This is a genomic window from Amycolatopsis camponoti (assembly GCF_902497555.1).
In the GTDB taxonomy this organism is placed as follows: domain Bacteria; phylum Actinomycetota; class Actinomycetes; order Mycobacteriales; family Pseudonocardiaceae; genus Amycolatopsis; species Amycolatopsis camponoti.
In genome coordinates, this window is sequence record NZ_CABVGP010000001.1 from 115,973 (window position 1) to 131,862 (window position 15,890).

Here is a 15,890-nt window from a genome sequence, read left to right on the forward strand (position 1 = left end):
CTAAGCATTAGTCTGAGGGCATGATCAAGCGAACGGTGCTGGACGCCACCCGTGAACTCCTCCGCGAACTCGGCCTCACCACGGTGTTCGGCAACCCCGGTACGACCGAGGTCCCGTTCCTCACCGACTGGCCGGACGACTTCGACTACATCCTCGGCTTGCAGGAGTCGGCCGTCGTGGCGATGGCCGATGCCTACTCCCAGGCCACGCGCCAGGCCGTGCTCGTCAACCTGCACTCCGCGGGCGGCGTCGGGCACGGGCTCGGCAGCCTCTTCACCGCCTACCGCAACCGGACGCCGCTCATCGTCGTCGCCGGGCAGCAGAACCGGTCACTGCTGCCGCACGATCCCTTCCTCGGTGCCGTGGACGCTCCCGAGTTTCCCAAGCCTTACGTCAAATGGTCGATCGAGCCCGCCACCGCCGAGGACGTCCCGGCGGCGCTCGCCCGGGCCTACCACGTCGCGACGCAGGCGCCCGCCGGGCCGGTCTTCGTGTCCGTTCCGGCCGATGACTGGACCGCCACCACCGAACGCCCGATCATCAGCCGTCCGCGGATCCGCGGCTTCGCACCGGATCCCGAGGCGATCGACGAACTGGCCGCCGCGCTCGAAACGAGTGAGCGGCCGGCGATCGTCGTCGGGGGAGCCGTCGACCAGGACGCCGCCGTCATCGAAACCGTCGCGCTCGCCGAACGACTCCAGGCGGCCGTGTACGTCGCTCCGATGTCGTTCCGCTGCTCGTTCCCCGAGGACCACCCGCTGTTCCAGGGTTTCCTCGACCCCGAGCGCGGTGCCGTCTCGGACAAGCTCGCGGCGCACGACCTCGTCGTCGTGCTCGGAGCACCCGCCTTCACTTACCACGTCGACCGCGGCCGCGGGGAAGCTCCGCTGCCGCCGCTGTTCATCGTCAGCGACGACGAGCAGATCCTCGCGCGCGCCTTCGAAGGCACCGGTATCCGGGCGACGCCGAAGCTCGGCGTCCGCGCCCTGCTGAACGTCGTCGACCGGAGCACGCGGCCCGCGCCGGCGCCGATCGAGCGCCCCGCGAAGCCCGGCGGCGAGAAGCTCACCGCCGAGTTCGTCTACGCGACGCTCGCGGACCTGTTGCCGGACAACGCGATCGTCGTCGAGGAGGCGCCGAGCCACCGCGGCATCCTGCACGACCACCTGCCGATCACCCAGACCGACACCGGCTTCCTGACGATCGCCAGCGGCACGCTCGGCTACGGCGTCCCCGGCTCGGTCGGCGCGGCGCTCGCCCGGCCGGACCGCAAGGTCGTCGGCGTCGTCGGCGACGGCTCCAGCATGTACGGCATCCAGGCCCTCTGGACAGCCGCGCGCCAGGAGCTCCCGGTGACGATCCTGATCCTGGACAACTCCGAGTACGCCGCGGTCCGCATCCTCGGCGAGACGATCGGCGGCGCGAAGCTGCCGGGCACCGACCTGGGCGGCATCGACTTCGCGGCGCTGGCGTCCAGCATGGGCTGCCAGGGCGTGACGATCACCGAGCCGTCGGGCCTGGTCCCCGGCTTGACCGCGGCGCTCGCCGACCTCCGGCCGACGCTGGTGCACGTCCGGGTCGCCGCGTCGGAGCGGACGCTCTACTGACGCGAAACGAAAGCCGCGGCGGGGGACCCCGCCGCGGCTTCCGTGTGTCTCTTGTGGACGGTACGGTCAGCTCCCGGTCTTGGACCCCGTCACGTTCTTGGCCCGCTCGGCCAGGTCCCACTCGGCGGCGTCCGACGCGGCCGCGACGGCGTCCGCCGGGGTGCCGCCCTGCAGCAGCCGTGCCACTTCGCCGCGCAGCGTCACGAACTCCGCCGACTCGCGCGTGGTGATCTGGTTGCGCTCGGCCGGCAGGCCCACGCGGAGATCCGCCACGATCGACGCCGGTGACTTCGACAGCACCAGCACCCGGTCGGACAGGTAGACGCTCTCGTCGATGTCGTGCGTGACGACCAGGATCGTGGTGCCCTGCTCGCGCTGCACCCGCCGGGTCAGGTCCTCGAGCTCGAAACGGGTCTGCGCGTCGACCGACGCGAACGGCTCGTCCATCAGCAGCAGCGACGGGCGGCTGGCCAGCGCGCGGGCGATCGACACCCGCTGCTGCATGCCACCGGACAGCTGCCACGGGAACTTCCCGCCCACGGCGGACAACCCGACCTGCTCCAGCGCCTCGGCCGCCCGCGAACGCCGTTCCGCGCGGGAGATCGACCGCCAGCGCAACGGGAACTCGACGTTCTTCTGCACCGAAAGCCACGGGAAGAGCGACCGGCTGTAGTCCTGGAACACGACGGCGAGGTCGTCCGGAACGCCGTTGACGCGGTCGCCGTGCAGGCTCACCGTGCCCTCGGTCGGCGGGGTCAGCCCGGCGACGCAGCGCAGCAGCGTCGACTTCCCGCAGCCCGACGGGCCGACGATGCTGGCCAGCTGCCCGGCCTCGACGGTGAACGACAGGTCGTTCACCGCGATGTGCGCTTTCGCGCCTGTGCCGTAGCGGTGACTGAGGCCGGAAACTTCGAGCATGGTTGACATGGGAGAGGCCTTTCCAGCGTCAGTCGCGGCCGAGACGGGCCGGCTGCCAGGCCAGCACCCGCCGTTCGGCGGCCAGGAAGATCGTGTTGAAGAGGTAGCCGAGGATGCCGAGCAGCACCAGCCACGACCACATGGTCGGGAAGTCGAAGTCCTGCTGGGCGTTCATCAGCGACCGCCCGATGCCGTTGTACGCGCCGACCAGCTCGGAGACCACCATCAGCAGCAGCGAGATGGACAGGCTGACCCGCAGACCGGCGAAGATCTTCGGCGCCGCCGCGGGCAGCACCACCATCGTGATCCAGTACCGCTTCGGCGTGCGGAAGGACCGTGAGGTTTCGACCTTCACTTGGTCGACCGAGCGGACACCGTCGACCGTGTTGAGCAGCACCGGCCAGATCGAGCCGAAGATGATCGACCCGATCTGCATCCCGGAGCTCAGCCCGAACAGCACCGCGAACACCGGGATCAGCGTGGGCGGCGGGATCGAGCGGAAGAACGCGAACAGCGGGCCGAGGTAGTCCATCGCCTTCGCGGACCGGCCGACCAGCACACCGAGCGTGATGCCGACGACCGCGGCGAGCGCCCAGCCGCCGAGCATCCGGCCGAGGCTGGGGAACACGTTGTCGAACACCGCGTCGGTGAGGAAGAGGTGCGAGGCCGGCCCGGTGAACCACAGTTTCGCGGCGGCGACCGCGATCTCCGTCGGCGGCGGGAAGAACTTGCTGCCGCCCGCGCGGGCGGCGAACTCCCAGACGACCACGAGGATCGCGAAGAGCAGCCAGTTGCGGACGATGGTGGCGGCACCGCGCGCGGCCCGCCTGCCGACCCGGCCGGTGAGTGTCGCCGCGGTCATGCGATCGCCTCCCGGTCGACGGTGCTCCACCGGAACAGCCGCTTGCCGAGCTGTTCGAGTCCTTCGTTGATCAGGTACCCCAGTACCCCGGCCACCACGGTACCGGCCAGGACCAGGTCGAACCGGATCGAACCGGAGCTGGCGACGAGGATGAAGCTGCCGAGCCCGACTTCGGAGCCGGCCAGGAACTCCACGCTGACGACGGCGATCAGCGAGATGGTCGCCGACAGCCGGAGGCCGGTGAAGACGAACGGCGCGGTCTGCGGCAGCGCGACCGACGACAGGATGCGGAACCGGCTGGTCCCGCACGCGCGCGCGGTCTCCATCAGCACCGGGTCGATCTCACCCATGCCGTAGATGGTGTTGAACATGATCGGCCACAGCGAGGCGTACACCGCGAGGGAGATCTTGGCGTCGGGACCGGAGCCGATCACCAGCAGCACCAGCGGCACCAGCGCGGTGACCGGGATCGGGCGGAGGAATTCGACGATCGCGGCGGTGGCGGTGCGCAGCACCGGGACACTGCCCAGCAGCAGCCCGGCGGGCACGCCGACGGCGATCGCGATGGCGATGGCGATCAGCCAGGCGAGCATCGTCGCGACGATGTCGCGGATGAAGTCGGGGTCGCCCAGCAGGTCGCCGACGGTGACCAGGACGACGCTCGGCGGGGGGATGAACGTTTTACTGACGAGGCCGACCTGGACGACGACCTCCCAGAGCAGGAGGAAACCGACCAGGCCGGCCAGGCCGCGAAACAGCTTCGTCACGTCAGTTGTTCGCCTGCGGCGCGATCATCGGCGCGGCGTCCACCTTGCTGGTGATGACGCCCATCTGCAGCAGCAGATCGGGGACCCGCTGGAGGCGCCGGGCGTCCAGGGTGGAGCCGTAACCCGGCAGGGTGAGCAGCTTGGCCGTGTCCTGGTCGATCTTCGCGTACTTCACCAACAGCGGCTCGACCTTCGCGCGGTCGTTGATCGCGTCGAGGGTGGCCTTCTTCATGGCGCGCTGGAAGGCCGCGAGGGTCTTCGGGTTCGCCTGCACCCACTTCGTCGCCGCGCCGTAGCCGGTCAGCGGGAAGTCCTGGGTGGCGCCGGTGTTGATGTCGATGATCGGCGTGGCGCCGGCCACCTTCGCCGCCTGCGAGAGCTGCGGCTCCGGCATGTAGGCCGCGTCGACCTGACCCTGCTGCAGCGCGGCCGCCATGTTCGGGAGCGGGATCGGCACCCAGTTGACCTTGGAGTAGTCGACGCCGTGGTCCTTCATCACCGACTTGGTGAGGATGTCGGACGCGGTGTTCTTGGCGGTGATCGCGATGCGCCTGCCCGCCAGGTCCGCGACCGTCTTGACCGGCGAGTTCGGCACGGTCACGATCGCGTTGCTCTTGGCGTTCACCGAGGTGCCGTCGGCCACCAGCTGCACGTCCGCGGCACCGGTGCTCTTGGCGACGAAGAACGGCGTGTAAGTCGAAAGAGCGATGTCCGCTTCCCCGGAAATCGCCTTCGTCATCGAAGCTTGCCCGCTCGGCGCGATGACCTGCTCGACCTCGAGACCCTCGGCCTTGAAGTAACCGCCGTCCTGGGCGAGCCAGAACGGCGCGAGGTCGGTGGTCGGCAGAATCGAGACCTTGATCTTCGACTTCTCCAGGCCGCCCCCGTTCGACGAGGCGTTCGAGTCGTCCGAGCCGAGCGCGCTGCAGCCGGTGAGGGCTGTCGCGGCTGCGACGGTGAGGGCGAGCCCGAGCGCGGCGCGGCGAGTGCGAACCCGGCCACTGCTCATGGCGTTTCCAAGCAAGGCCTGCTCCTTGAGTGAAAATTGACGGTTGGTGGACCGAATCCCGGGGAAGTACGTGACTCATTCTCGGGAGTACGCGGGTCACTGTAGAGGCGGTGACAGCTCGCTCACAACGGGTGGGTTAAATACCCGAGAGGGTGGTGCAGGTCACTCTTTTGGCCTCTGGTCTAGACCCACTGCTCCACTCGCCGTAGCTGTTCACCCAGCGTAGGGCCGAGTTCTTGATTAAGGGATCACCAGCTGTGCGCCGACTGAGCGAACGCTGTGCAACATCGGGCACGAAGCGTCGGGAGGGTTACATCTTCCCCGGCCGTTCGCTACCCTCTGCACCTGCGGGGAGGTATCAACCTCCGATGTAGTGAGAGAGAGTGCCTGGATGGCCGATCAAGTCGATCCCCGGTTTACCAGGGCACGCTGTGCTTTTCCTGAGAGAATCTCCCCCGCAGAGACCGCCGCCTGGCCGTGCCCCGCCGCTGTGCCGGTGGGCTAGGCGAACGAACCAAGACCGATGCAGGACCAGCGCAGGGACCCGACCGTGATGCTCGAGCTGAACCGATTCCGCCCGACCGGGCGGGGTTCAGGAACCCCCGTCGAAGACGATCTTTTCACCCGTACGGGTAGCGTCTCGCGCTGGGCTCCTACCGATCGGTCGATGAGCCGGAGCGCCGGGAGCGTGCTGACGAGTGGCTGAGGAGAACGCGATGCGCCCTGGCGGGCGCTGGACCGACCAGGGTTTCACGAGCACGAACGATGATGGTGGTGCGGCGGTGCCGAACGAAGACGCCGCGGGGGTAGGAGGGCCCCCCGCGCAGTCGCCCGGAGATGCTCCGGGCCGGAAGGCCGGGCTGTTCTCCGGCATGCGCGACTGGAGGGTGCGGTCCAAGCTGGCCGCGATCCTCCTGATCCCGACCTTGACCGCGCTCGTGCTGGGCACGTTGCGCGTGGTCGACGACGCTCAGCAGGCGACGGAGTTCCAGCAGACCGCCGACCAGGTCGCGTTCGCCGTCAAGGTCACCACGGTTGTGCACGAACTGCAGAACGAGCGGTCGCTGGCGGTCGCGCGGATCTCGTCCGCGAACCCGCTGCTGCAGACCGGGCTCGACTCGCAGATCGCGAAGGTCGACCGAGAGGTCACCAACCTGCGCAGCGCGGCCTCGACCCTCACCTACGACGACCAGGCGACCAAGGACCGGTACGCCCGCGGTATCCAGCGCCTCGACGCGCTGCGTCCGCTGCGGGCGGCGTTCAACACCGCGAACGGCCTGCCCGACATCACGGTGATGACCGCCTACTCCGGCATCCTCGACGCGCTGATCGAACTCGGCCGCGAGGTGACCACCGCGGTCACCGACCGGGACGTGCTGCGCCTCGGCACGAGCACGCAGGCGATCAGCGAGGCCAAGGAGTTCACCACCCGCGCCGACGCCGAGCTGCAGATCGCGGCGTTCCGCGGGAGCTTCCCCGGTGACCTCCTGGACCAGACGCGCGCGTCGGCCTCCAGTGCGGACGCCTCGGTCTCGGCCTTCCTCGCGAACGCCGACGACGACCAGCGCCAGCTCTACAACGACACCTACTCCGGCCCGGAGGTCGACGACCGGCGGCGGATCCAGACCGCGGCGTTCGCCTTCGCTCAGACGGGTGACGCGCCGAGCATCGACACGACGGCGCTCGGCAAGGACAGCACGGTGTCGGCGGACAAGCTGCACGCCGTCGAGTCGAACCTGCTGGCCCAGCTGAAGACCCGGGCCGACGACCTCGCCACGGCGGCGGTCAACTCGGCGTGGGTCGGCGGTGGCGTGGTGCTCGCCGCGCTGGCGGCCGCGATCGCGCTGATGCTCGTCGTCGCCCGCCTGATGCTGCGCCCGCTGCGGGTGCTGCGGAAGAGCGCGCTCGACGTCGCCTACACGCGACTGCCCGAGACGGTGCAGGCGATCCTCGACGACCCGGACCCGGTCGGCGCCTCGAGGAAGGCCGTCCAGCCGGTGCCCGTCACCTCCCGCGACGAGATCGGCGAAGTCGCGCGGTCGTTCGACATCGTCCACGAACAAGCCGTCAAGATGGCCGCCGAGCAGGCCCTCCTGCGCGAGAACGTCAACGGCATCTTCGTGAACCTCTCGCGGCGGTCGCAGCGGCTGGTGGAACGCCAGCTCGGCGTCATCGACCGCCTCGAGGCCGACGAGCAGGACCCGGACCACTTGGCCAGCCTGTTCGAGCTCGACCACCTGGCCACCCGGCTGCGGCGCAACGGTGAGTCCCTGCTGGTGCTCTCCGGCGCCGGCCTGGCCAAGTCCGTGCCCAAGCCGGTGCCCGCCGCCGACGTCATCGGCGCCGCGGTGTCCGAGATCGAGCAGTACGCCCGGATCGAGGTCGGCATCGTGCCCGACGTCGCGGTCCAGGGCCTGGCGATCCACGACCTCGTGCACGTCCTCGCGGAGCTGCTCGACAACGCGACCTACTTCTCCGAGCCGGAGACGAAGGTCATCGTGCGCGCCGTGGTGACCCGCCGGAAGGCACTGGCCATCCAGGTCACCGACCACGGTGTCGGCATGAGCGAAGAGCGGCTGGCCGAGGTCAACGGCCGGCTCGCCGAGCCGCCGGACCTGGACGTGTCGGTGACCCGCCGGATGGGCCTGTACGTGGTCTCCCGGCTGGCCAAGCGCCACGGCATCGAGGTGCGGCTGCGCGAGAACGAGGACATCGAGGGTGGCGTGATCGCCCGCGTCGTCGTCCCGGCCGAGCTGCTCACGCACCTCCGCCCGGGCATGGCGCGGCAGACCCCGCTGCCGCCCAACCGCTCCGAGACGTCGATGTCCATGCCGAGCATCCCGATCCCGGCCGCTCGCTCGGACTTCGACCAGACGCAGTCGCACACGCCGGTCCCGCCTTCGGCACCGCCGCCCCCGCCGGCACCGGCGCACGAGCCGGTGGCGAACCAGGGCGGGCTGGTCCCGCTCGACCAGCCGATCAGCCTGGACGACCTGGTCAGCGGCGGCCGCGCGGCGGGCCCGTTCCTGTCGCCCGAGCTGCCGAAGCCCGAGACGCCGGCCTGGCCGACCGCCGAGGACCTCGCCCCGCTGACGCCGTCGGCGAACGGCGACGGCGCCAGCTCCAGGGCGGGCGACACGCAGTTCGCGCCGCTGGTCCTGCCGAAGCGCGAGCCGAAGTACGTCCCGCCGGAAGAGCCGCCACCGCCCCCCCCGCGTGCGGAGGAGGTCGGTCCGTCGGCCCTCGAGGACGATGTACCCACCCGGCGGCTGCCCATCTACCAGTCGGTGCTGTCACGCTGGTTCAGTGAAGGCGACGACTCGCCGGCCGACCCGGTTCCGGCGCAGGGTGACGGTGAAGACCCGAACCTGCCGCCGCTCACCGGCTCCTCCGAGCCGGTCGCGGAGCGGACCGTCGTCGCCGAACCGGTCACGCGGCGCCAAGAGCGCGAACAGCGCGAGCCGCGCGAACAGGTGGACGAGCTGCTGCCGACCGCGGCGACCCGGCACCCGCTCCTCCCGCCCGACGACGGCTGGCACAGTGCCTCCGACGACGGCTGGCAGAAGGCGCAGTCGCTGCTCGAGTCCAAGAACGAGGAGATCACCACGGCCGGGCTGCCCAAGCGCGTCCCGAACGCCTACCTGGTTCCGGGGTCGATCAACAGTCCTTCTGCCGGCGCGCCGGCCCAGAACAACTTCGCGGACAACACCGCGGGCATGCCCGGAACGGGTGCGATCACCCGCTCGGCGTCCGCGGCGCGGAGCAGGATGGCAAGCTTCCAGCGGGGCTACACCTCGGGACGGCACGCTTTGAAGGAGCTCCCGGCCGAAGAACAGCTGGAAAGCAGCAGGGTTCCGGGGCGTGGCAACACCACAGACAGCAGTGAGGAGCGAAAGTGACACGGGCGGGTGCAATGCAGCCGGGTGGCTCCGCGCAGCCGAACGGCCAAGCGCATGCCAAGACGAACAACGCCGGCAGCTTCGCTTGGCTGATCACGGATTTCGTGCACCGGGTGCCCGGCGCGGCCCACGCGGTCGTGGTGTCGGCCGACGGCCTGCTCCTGGCGGCTTCGCGAGGCTTGCCGAAGGACCGGGCGGACCAGCTGGCGGCGGTGGCGTCGGGGCTCACGAGCCTCGCGCGCGGCGCGGCCAAGGTGTTCGAAGGCGGGACGGTCGCGCAGACCGTGGTCGAGATGGCCAACGGCTTCCTCTTCCTCATGCAGGTTTCGGACGGCTCGTGCCTGGCGGTGCTCGGTTCGCCGGAGAGCGACATCGGCCTGGTCGTCTACGAGATGACCCTGCTGGTGGAGCGGGTCGGTCAGCAGCTGACACCGGAGATGCGGGCCCAGCTGCAGGGCTCGGCAGTCCGCCGCTGAGGACACGGGAACCGAGGAGAGAGCCGTGGACGACGGGCGCTTGAGGGGCGATGGCCGGCTCGGTGACGACTTCTCCGGCGGGTGGTCCGAGCAATCGGACGACGGCCGGGAGGACTGGCAGTCGTTCCGGGAACGGGTCGACCGCGAGTGGCGGTCACGCCGGGTGCAGGCGTCCGACAACGACCCCGTGCGAGAACCCCCGAACTGGCTGACCGACAGCAACGCCGGTCAGGAACCGATCCGGCCGATCCAGCCCGGGAGCGGCGAATACCGCGACCGGCTGCTGGGCGGCCCGGGAGCCGAGCTGTTCGGCGGGTCGAGCGGGCCGTTGTACGACGCGCACGACTTCGCCGCGTACAGCAACGGCCGCGACCGCGACTACTCGCAGGGGCCTGACTCCGGCGAGTTCGCGGCGGCCCTGCCGCGGCAGGCCAACCAGGAGTACGTGGACGAGCCGGCGCCGACCGAGATGGAGACCTCGGGCCTGGTCCGGCCGTACTTCCGGACCCGGGGCCGGACGAAGGCGACCCTCGACCTGGCGATCGAGGCGCTGATCTCGACGAGTGATCAGGGCCGGATGCTCGACCGGGTCCGGGTGCCCGAGCACCGGTCGATCTGCGACCTGTGTCTCGACACCCGGTCGGTGGCCGAGGTGGCCGCGCTGCTGCGGCTGCCGCTCGGTGTGGTGCGGGTGTTGATTGGTGACGTGGCGGGCCTCGGGCTGGTGCTGGTGCACTCCAGCAGCCCGACCGTGGGCGACCGCCCGAGTATCGAGTTCATGGAAAGGGTGCTCAGTGGGCTTCGGAGAATTTGACTCCGACGCGAACGCGCCGCAGGTGACGGGTCCGACCTCGTCGGCCAAGATCGTGGTCGCCGGCGGGTTCGGTTCGGGGAAGACAACAATGGTCGGGGCGATCTCGGAGATCGATCCGCTGACCACCGAGGCCATGATGACCGAGGCGAGCGTCGGACACGACGACACCACGGCCACGCCCAACAAGACCACCACGACCGTGGCGATGGACTTCGGGCGCATCTCGCTGGACTCGGACCTGGTGCTGTACGTGTTCGGCACCCCTGGTCAGCACCGGTTCTGGTTCATGTGGGACGACCTCGCGGTCGGCGCCATCGGGGCGGTCGTGCTGGTGGACACGCGGCGGCTCGCCGACGCGTTCCCGTCGATCGACTTCTTCGAGAACCGGAAGCTGCCCTACGTCGTGGCCATCAACTGCTTCGACCGGCTTCTGCACCACCAGATCGAGGACGTGCGGCACGCGCTCACCATCGCGCCGTCGGTCCCGATCATGGCGTGCGACGCGCGTGAGCGCGACTCCGCCAAGCAGGTGCTGATCTCCGTCGTCCAGCACGCGATCGCGCACGATTCGGCGCTGCGCGCAGGCTGAGGGTGCGGATGCCCCGGAGCGGATGCGGCCGTTGGAGTGAACTCCACGGGCTTCACCCACTTCGGGGAGCCTTGCCGCCGTCCGGAGGACGGAACGGTCGCCGCGGTTCGGTAACGTCGAAGGGGGCGTCCTCGGCCGGGCCCGCCGTCCACCGGGCTGACCTGCGCGGACACCCCGCCACCGCGGGCCGCGGAGCGAGTTCCGGCCGCACTGGCCGCACCGGGTCGGTGCGGAGCGCGGTCGCGCGCACACGTAGGGTGCGCACCGGCCGGTCGGTGGTCGACTCGACACCACCGGCGGGGCGAATACGCTTGAGCGTGGGCCGTGCCGGCCACTCCGGGGTGCGGCGTGCGGCGCCGCAGGAGCAAGGAGGGGCAGTAGTGACGGCATCCGGCCAGGGCTCGTTCGGCTGGCTCATCACGGACTTCGTGCGCCGGGTACCCGGCGCCGCGCACGCCGTTCTGGTGTCCGCCGACGGCCTGCTCCTGGCGCCGTCGGAAGGCCTGCCCCAAGAGCGCGCCGAGCAGCTGTCCGCGGTCGCGTCCGGGCTGATCAGCCTGACGCACGGGGCCGCGCGCTGCTTCGAAGCGGGTGGCGTCAACCAGACCGTGGTGGAGATGGAGCGCGGTTACATGTTCCTGATGTCCGTTTCGGACGGTTCGTCGCTGGCGGTGCTGGCCGCGCCGACGTGCGACATCGGCACGGTCGCGTACGAGATGACGCTGCTCGTCGAGCGGGTCGGCCAGCAGATCACCCCTGAGCTGCGCGCGCAGCTCCAGGGCGGCTTGCGTGGGTAGGGCGAGATGAGGATTTCGGGATTCGACGATCCGGACTCCAGCGGCTGGGACGCACTGCACCGCGGTACCGAGCGCGAGGGTTTCGATTCGCCCAGCAAGTTCGACATGTCGACGCTGTCGACGATCATGCCCAAGCGCAAGCCGGCGCGACCCCAGCCGGACCCGCAGGGCTACACCGACGAGGACACCCGCGAGTGGGGTTCGTCGTCCGACTTCGACGAGGGCTACGACGACGGCGGTTACGATCCCGCCGCGCCCGAGTGGCAGGACGAGGAGACGTACGAGCCGGAGCCCCCGCCGCTGGAGCCCGCGTGGACACCTCCGCGCGGCGCGCGCCCGCCGGCCCCGCCCCGGCCGCCCGCCCCGCCTCGCCCGCCGGCACCCCCGGTGCCCCGGCCGCCGGCCCCGAGGCCCCCGGTGTCCAGACCCCAGGCGGCGCCCCCGCCTTCGTGGGCTCCGCCGATCGACCCGCGCACCGGCTGGACACCTCCGCCGGACCCGGAGACCCGCTGGATCCCGCAGCCGGAGCCGTGGGAAGAACCGGCCCGCGTGCTGAGCCCGCCGCCGGTCGCCGCGGCGCGGTCCCGGGTGCGCCCGTACACGCGCACCGGCGGCCGCACGCGGTCCGACCACAACCTGGCGCTGGAAGCGCTCGTCTCGACGTCCGACGACGGGCGCCGGTACCGCGGCGTCCGGTCGGTCGAGCACCGCCGGATCTGCGACCTGTGCCTGGACACGCGCTCGGTGGCCGAGATCGCGGCCCACCTGCGGCTGCCGCTGGGCGTGGTGAAGGTACTGGTCGGCGACATGGCCGACATCGGCCTGGTGCTGATCCACCAGACCGAGCTGATCCTCGGGGACCGCTCGTCCCGTGAGTTCATGGAACGCGTCCTGGCCGGCCTGCGGGCGCTCTAGTCCCGGCGGACGGGGCCGAGGCGATCCCCGGCCCCGCGCGTCGTCAGGCCTTGGGCCAGGTGAGAGCGAGCGCCAGGGTGTTGCCGGGGCCGGGCACGGCCGCGTTGACGAAAGCCGTCGCCGACCCGCAGTTCGCGAAGTCGCCGATGGTGTACGTCGAGGTCAGGTGGCCGCCCTTGTCGAGCTGCCAGTCGGTCGACGTCAGCTCGGTGGTGACCGGCTCCGCCGTGCCGCACGCCGGGCCGACGTCGTGGGGCTTGCCGTTCACGGTCACGTCCGAGACCTTCACCGGCCACTTCGCGGTGGCGGTGAACCCGCCGAAGGCCTGCCCGGTGACGGCGCCGGGGCCCAGGGTGAGCTTGCCGCTGACGGTCCCCACGCCCGGCACGGTCCGGGTGATCGTCACCGGCGGCAGCGTGATCGTGCCGGAGAAGGAGTACGGCCCGATGTCGGTGTACAGCTCGGCGATCCCCGGCCCGAGCGTGACGTTCGCATTCGGCTTGGCCACGTGCGTGGTGCCGTTGACGTCGTACTTGGTGTAGACGGGTGGCCCGATCGCCTCAGCCGCCCCGGCGAACCCGACCCCGGCGACGACGGTCGCCGCGGCCAGCGCGGTCACGCGCGTTCCCCACTTCATGGTCCCTCCCTGGTTCCCGAAGATCCGGAGAACCAGGCTTACCACGTGGTCAGGCGTTCCGTCGGGGATTCACCAAATCCGGCGCTACTCCTCGACCAGCGCCGCGGAGGTGATCCGGTGCAGCGAATACCGCTGGTTGTCGTCGCCTTCGAGGACACCGCCGCCGACGCGCACGGGCCGCACGACCCGCTGGCTGGCGGTCCCGCGGGAGTCGACGAACCCGATCCAGACCTCACGGCGTTCCAGCGTCGCCCGCGACAGCAGCTCCAGCGTCGCCGACGTGTCGGCTCCGCCGCCGACCGGCGCCCGCACCGCGGACCCCCGGCGCCGGGCGGACGCGGCGTCGCCCGCCCGCAGGTTCGAAACGATCCGGGTGGCCTGGTCGGACGTCAGCACCGCCTGCTCACCCGGGTTGCGCCGGGCCGCGCGGGCCTTCGCCGGCAGCCGCCGCCCGCCCGGCCGGATGTCGACGACCCGGCCGTCCGGGCCTTCCGCCGCCGGTGCGAACCCCGCCGCGCGCAGGCCGGTGAGGACCTCGTGCAGCGGGTCCGGGCTGATCACGACGGTCGGCGCGATCAGCCGCAGGTCGTGCTCCGCCGCGACCGGGTGGGCCAGCACCTCGGCCAGCAACGCCTCGTCGTCGCACCGCAGGAACGACGCCGCGACGCCGCCGCGCAGCCGGCCGTGCCGCCGGGCGACGTCGTCGACCAGGTAGCTCAGCGACTGCGGGACCGGTGTCGCGGACTTCTTCCTGAACAGCGCGTGCAGCTCGTCCGCGGTCCGGCCGGTGTCCAACGCACGCCGGACGGACGTCTCGGTGATCCGGTAGACCGTCGCGTGGCCGGCCGACTCGACGTTCGCGACGGCGTCCATCTCCGCCGCCAGCTCCGGTTCCAGGGGACCCGGCGCGACGACCGTCAGGTCGGCCTGCAGCAGGACGTGGTCCACCGGCGCGGGCAGCGCGTCCATGATCGCCTCGACGGCACCAGGCCGGTCTTCGGCGAGCAGCGCCCGCGTCGCCGTCGTGAGGCCGCCGAGCCCGACGATCCCCAGCGCCGAGGCCTCGGACATCGTCCAGCGGACGGTCTCGTCCCGCAGCCGGCCGCCGCGCCGCGGGGCCCGCCAGGCCAGCACCGCGACGAGCTCGTCGACGCTCTTCACCCCGGCGCCGCGGGGCAGGTCGGCCAGCGCGGCCAGCACCCGCCGCCGCGCGACCGGCGCCAGCGGGCGGCGCAGCTCCTCCGACAGCGGCGCGATCGGCTTGTCCTTGGCGTCGCGCCCGCCGGCCATCCCCGGCAGCCGCGGCAGCTCCAGCCAGGCTTGGGCCAGCGTCATCCACCGCTGCGCGGTCGGCGACGCGAGCCACGAATCGGTCAGCGTCGTCGGCACCCACTCGGGCACGGTCGCTTCGCTGTCCGCGACGAGCCCGGCGCCGACGGCCAGCTCGGCCAGCAGGATCGCCTGCGTCTCGTCGATCTCGAGGTCCTTGGCCAGCTTCTTCAGCTCGCGCACGCCGAGCCCGCCCGACTTGAGCACCGGCGGCGGCGCCGCGGACCACGAGCGGAGCAGGGATTCGGTGTGGCGCAGGAACTCCATCGCCTCACCGGCCGCGGCCTCGTCCAAAGTGGACGGCTGGTGCGGGTGGTCCGGCAGCTCGGGCTCGGTGAGCGCGTCCGGGGCGAAGACCCCGCCGCGCACCGCGACACCGAGCTCGCGCGGCAGCTCGACGGTCTGGTCGTCGCGCCGCAGCAGCAGCCCGCGAGCCAGCAGCTTCTGCACCGGTGTCCCGGCCTTCTCGAGCGTCAGGTCGGCGCCCGCGTCGCGGGTGCGGCCGATCGGCGGGCCGGCGGCGAGGGCGTTCAGCACGCCGCGTTCGTCGTCGGGCAGCTCCGCGAGCCGCGCCCCGAGGTCCTCGCCGGCCAGCGACGGCGACGACGCCCCCAGCCCGGCCGGGAACGGCCCGAGCACCTCCCGGACCGCGGGCGGCACGCGCAGCGCGTCGTCCGGGCCCCAGGCCAGCGCCCGTGCGCGCAGCCGGGCCAGCGGCCGGGTGATGTCGGTGCCGACGAGGCCCGTGACCTCGGCGACCGGCACCGGGTCGCGGTCCGCGCCGGCCAGCAGGCACGCTTCGAGCACGGCGATGGTGACCGTGTCCAGGTCTTCGCAAGCGCGCGCGACCGAGCCCGGCGTGCCGGCTCGGGTGGCCAGCACGGTGCTGTCCGAGGGTGGCGGCGTGGACAGGTCGCGGCGCGTGCGGAGCAGCTCTTCGAGAGCGGCGTCGGACTCCGCGCGCAGCCAGTCCGCCAAGGAGGTCGCGGGCATAGAAGGCCAGCGTACCGGGCGGTTGAGACAAGCCGCCGCGGCTCAGGCAGACTGTCCAGGCTGGAACCGAACGCGGCTGTGGAGGACGTTGTGGCCAAGGGTGAGAAGAAGCACAAGGGCGTCGACCCGACCTGGCCGGGGGAGGCGGGTGAGCACCCGGTGACCGAGCTCGCGTCCGACCGCCAGGGCTCGCTGTCGCCGTTCGGTGACATCACCTTCCCCCTCGACACGGTGCCGTACGTGCACCCGGAGACCGAGATCAACCGCTGACCCTGCGG

Annotated in this window: 14 protein-coding genes; 8 read left to right on the forward strand and 6 right to left on the reverse strand. The window is 71.3% G+C overall.

Features of this window, described 5'->3' with window-relative positions; genetic code table 11:
• Positions 1-20 precede the first annotated feature (20 nt).
• Positions 21-1,607 carry a benzoylformate decarboxylase gene (gene mdlC / locus AA23TX_RS00540; RefSeq protein ID WP_155540645.1) on the forward strand — a complete coding sequence of 529 codons (1,587 nt, stop codon included), beginning with the start codon at positions 21-23 and terminating at the stop codon, positions 1,605-1,607.
• Positions 1,608-1,673: 66 nt separating this feature from the next.
• On the opposite strand, the gene AA23TX_RS00545 is transcribed toward mdlC, so the two are convergent.
• Genes AA23TX_RS00545 through AA23TX_RS00560 form a run of 4 tightly spaced genes read right to left on the reverse strand, consistent with a single transcriptional unit; the run spans position 1,674 to position 5,163 of the window.
• Positions 1,674-2,534 carry an ABC transporter ATP-binding protein gene (locus AA23TX_RS00545; RefSeq protein ID WP_155540646.1) on the reverse strand — a complete coding sequence of 287 codons (861 nt, stop codon included), beginning with the start codon at positions 2,532-2,534 and terminating at the stop codon, positions 1,674-1,676.
• A 19-nt stretch (positions 2,535-2,553) separates the two neighbouring features.
• The gene (locus tag AA23TX_RS00550) at positions 2,554-3,387 is read right to left on the reverse strand and encodes an ABC transporter permease (protein ID WP_155540647.1); all 834 of its coding nucleotides are present in this window, start codon (positions 3,385-3,387) and stop codon (positions 2,554-2,556) included.
• Positions 3,384-4,154, reverse strand: coding sequence for an ABC transporter permease (locus tag AA23TX_RS00555; RefSeq protein WP_155540648.1), 771 nt, complete (start codon positions 4,152-4,154; stop codon positions 3,384-3,386). The genes AA23TX_RS00550 and AA23TX_RS00555 overlap by 4 nt, the downstream gene beginning before the upstream one ends.
• Before the next feature lies 1 nt (position 4,155).
• Entirely contained in the window at positions 4,156-5,163 is a 1,008-nt protein-coding gene (locus tag AA23TX_RS00560; protein WP_196425130.1) for an ABC transporter substrate-binding protein, read from the reverse strand.
• A 716-nt stretch (positions 5,164-5,879) separates the two neighbouring features.
• Between AA23TX_RS00560 and AA23TX_RS00565 the strand changes: the two genes are divergently transcribed.
• The 6 genes from AA23TX_RS00565 (at position 5,880) to AA23TX_RS00590 (ending at position 12,653) form a co-directional block, all read left to right on the forward strand.
• Entirely contained in the window at positions 5,880-9,062 is a 3,183-nt protein-coding gene (locus AA23TX_RS00565; RefSeq protein WP_155540650.1) for a sensor histidine kinase, read from the forward strand.
• 14 nt (positions 9,063-9,076) lie between these two features.
• Positions 9,077-9,538 (forward strand): roadblock/LC7 domain-containing protein, encoded by a 462-nt coding sequence (locus AA23TX_RS00570; RefSeq protein ID WP_155544159.1) that lies wholly within the window; start codon positions 9,077-9,079, stop codon positions 9,536-9,538.
• 25 nt (positions 9,539-9,563) lie between these two features.
• Positions 9,564-10,352, forward strand: a complete 789-nt coding sequence (locus AA23TX_RS00575; RefSeq protein WP_155540651.1) for a DUF742 domain-containing protein — start codon at positions 9,564-9,566, stop codon at positions 10,350-10,352.
• Positions 10,333-10,941: a GTP-binding protein gene (locus AA23TX_RS00580; protein ID WP_155540652.1), complete on the forward strand. Its 609-nt coding sequence runs from the start codon at positions 10,333-10,335 to the stop codon at positions 10,939-10,941. The genes AA23TX_RS00575 and AA23TX_RS00580 overlap by 20 nt, the downstream gene beginning before the upstream one ends.
• Positions 10,942-11,321: 380 nt before the next feature.
• Positions 11,322-11,738 carry a roadblock/LC7 domain-containing protein gene (locus AA23TX_RS00585; protein ID WP_155540653.1) on the forward strand — a complete coding sequence of 139 codons (417 nt, stop codon included), beginning with the start codon at positions 11,322-11,324 and terminating at the stop codon, positions 11,736-11,738.
• A 300-nt stretch (positions 11,739-12,038) separates the two neighbouring features.
• Positions 12,039-12,653: a DUF742 domain-containing protein gene (locus AA23TX_RS00590; RefSeq protein ID WP_439328761.1), complete on the forward strand. Its 615-nt coding sequence runs from the start codon at positions 12,039-12,041 to the stop codon at positions 12,651-12,653.
• Positions 12,654-12,696: 43 nt separating this feature from the next.
• On the opposite strand, the gene AA23TX_RS00595 is transcribed toward AA23TX_RS00590, so the two are convergent.
• The gene (locus tag AA23TX_RS00595; protein WP_230862287.1) at positions 12,697-13,290 is read right to left on the reverse strand and encodes a hypothetical protein; all 594 of its coding nucleotides are present in this window, start codon (positions 13,288-13,290) and stop codon (positions 12,697-12,699) included.
• An 84-nt stretch (positions 13,291-13,374) separates the two neighbouring features.
• Positions 13,375-15,612 (reverse strand): helicase-associated domain-containing protein, encoded by a 2,238-nt coding sequence (locus AA23TX_RS00600; RefSeq protein WP_155540655.1) that lies wholly within the window; start codon positions 15,610-15,612, stop codon positions 13,375-13,377.
• Positions 15,613-15,702: 90 nt separating this feature from the next.
• On the opposite strand from AA23TX_RS00600, the gene AA23TX_RS00605 reads away from it, so the two are divergent.
• A complete protein-coding gene (locus AA23TX_RS00605) occupies positions 15,703-15,882 on the forward strand; it encodes a hypothetical protein (RefSeq protein WP_155540656.1) in 180 nt (59 codons plus the stop codon).
• Positions 15,883-15,890: the final 8 nt, after the last annotated feature.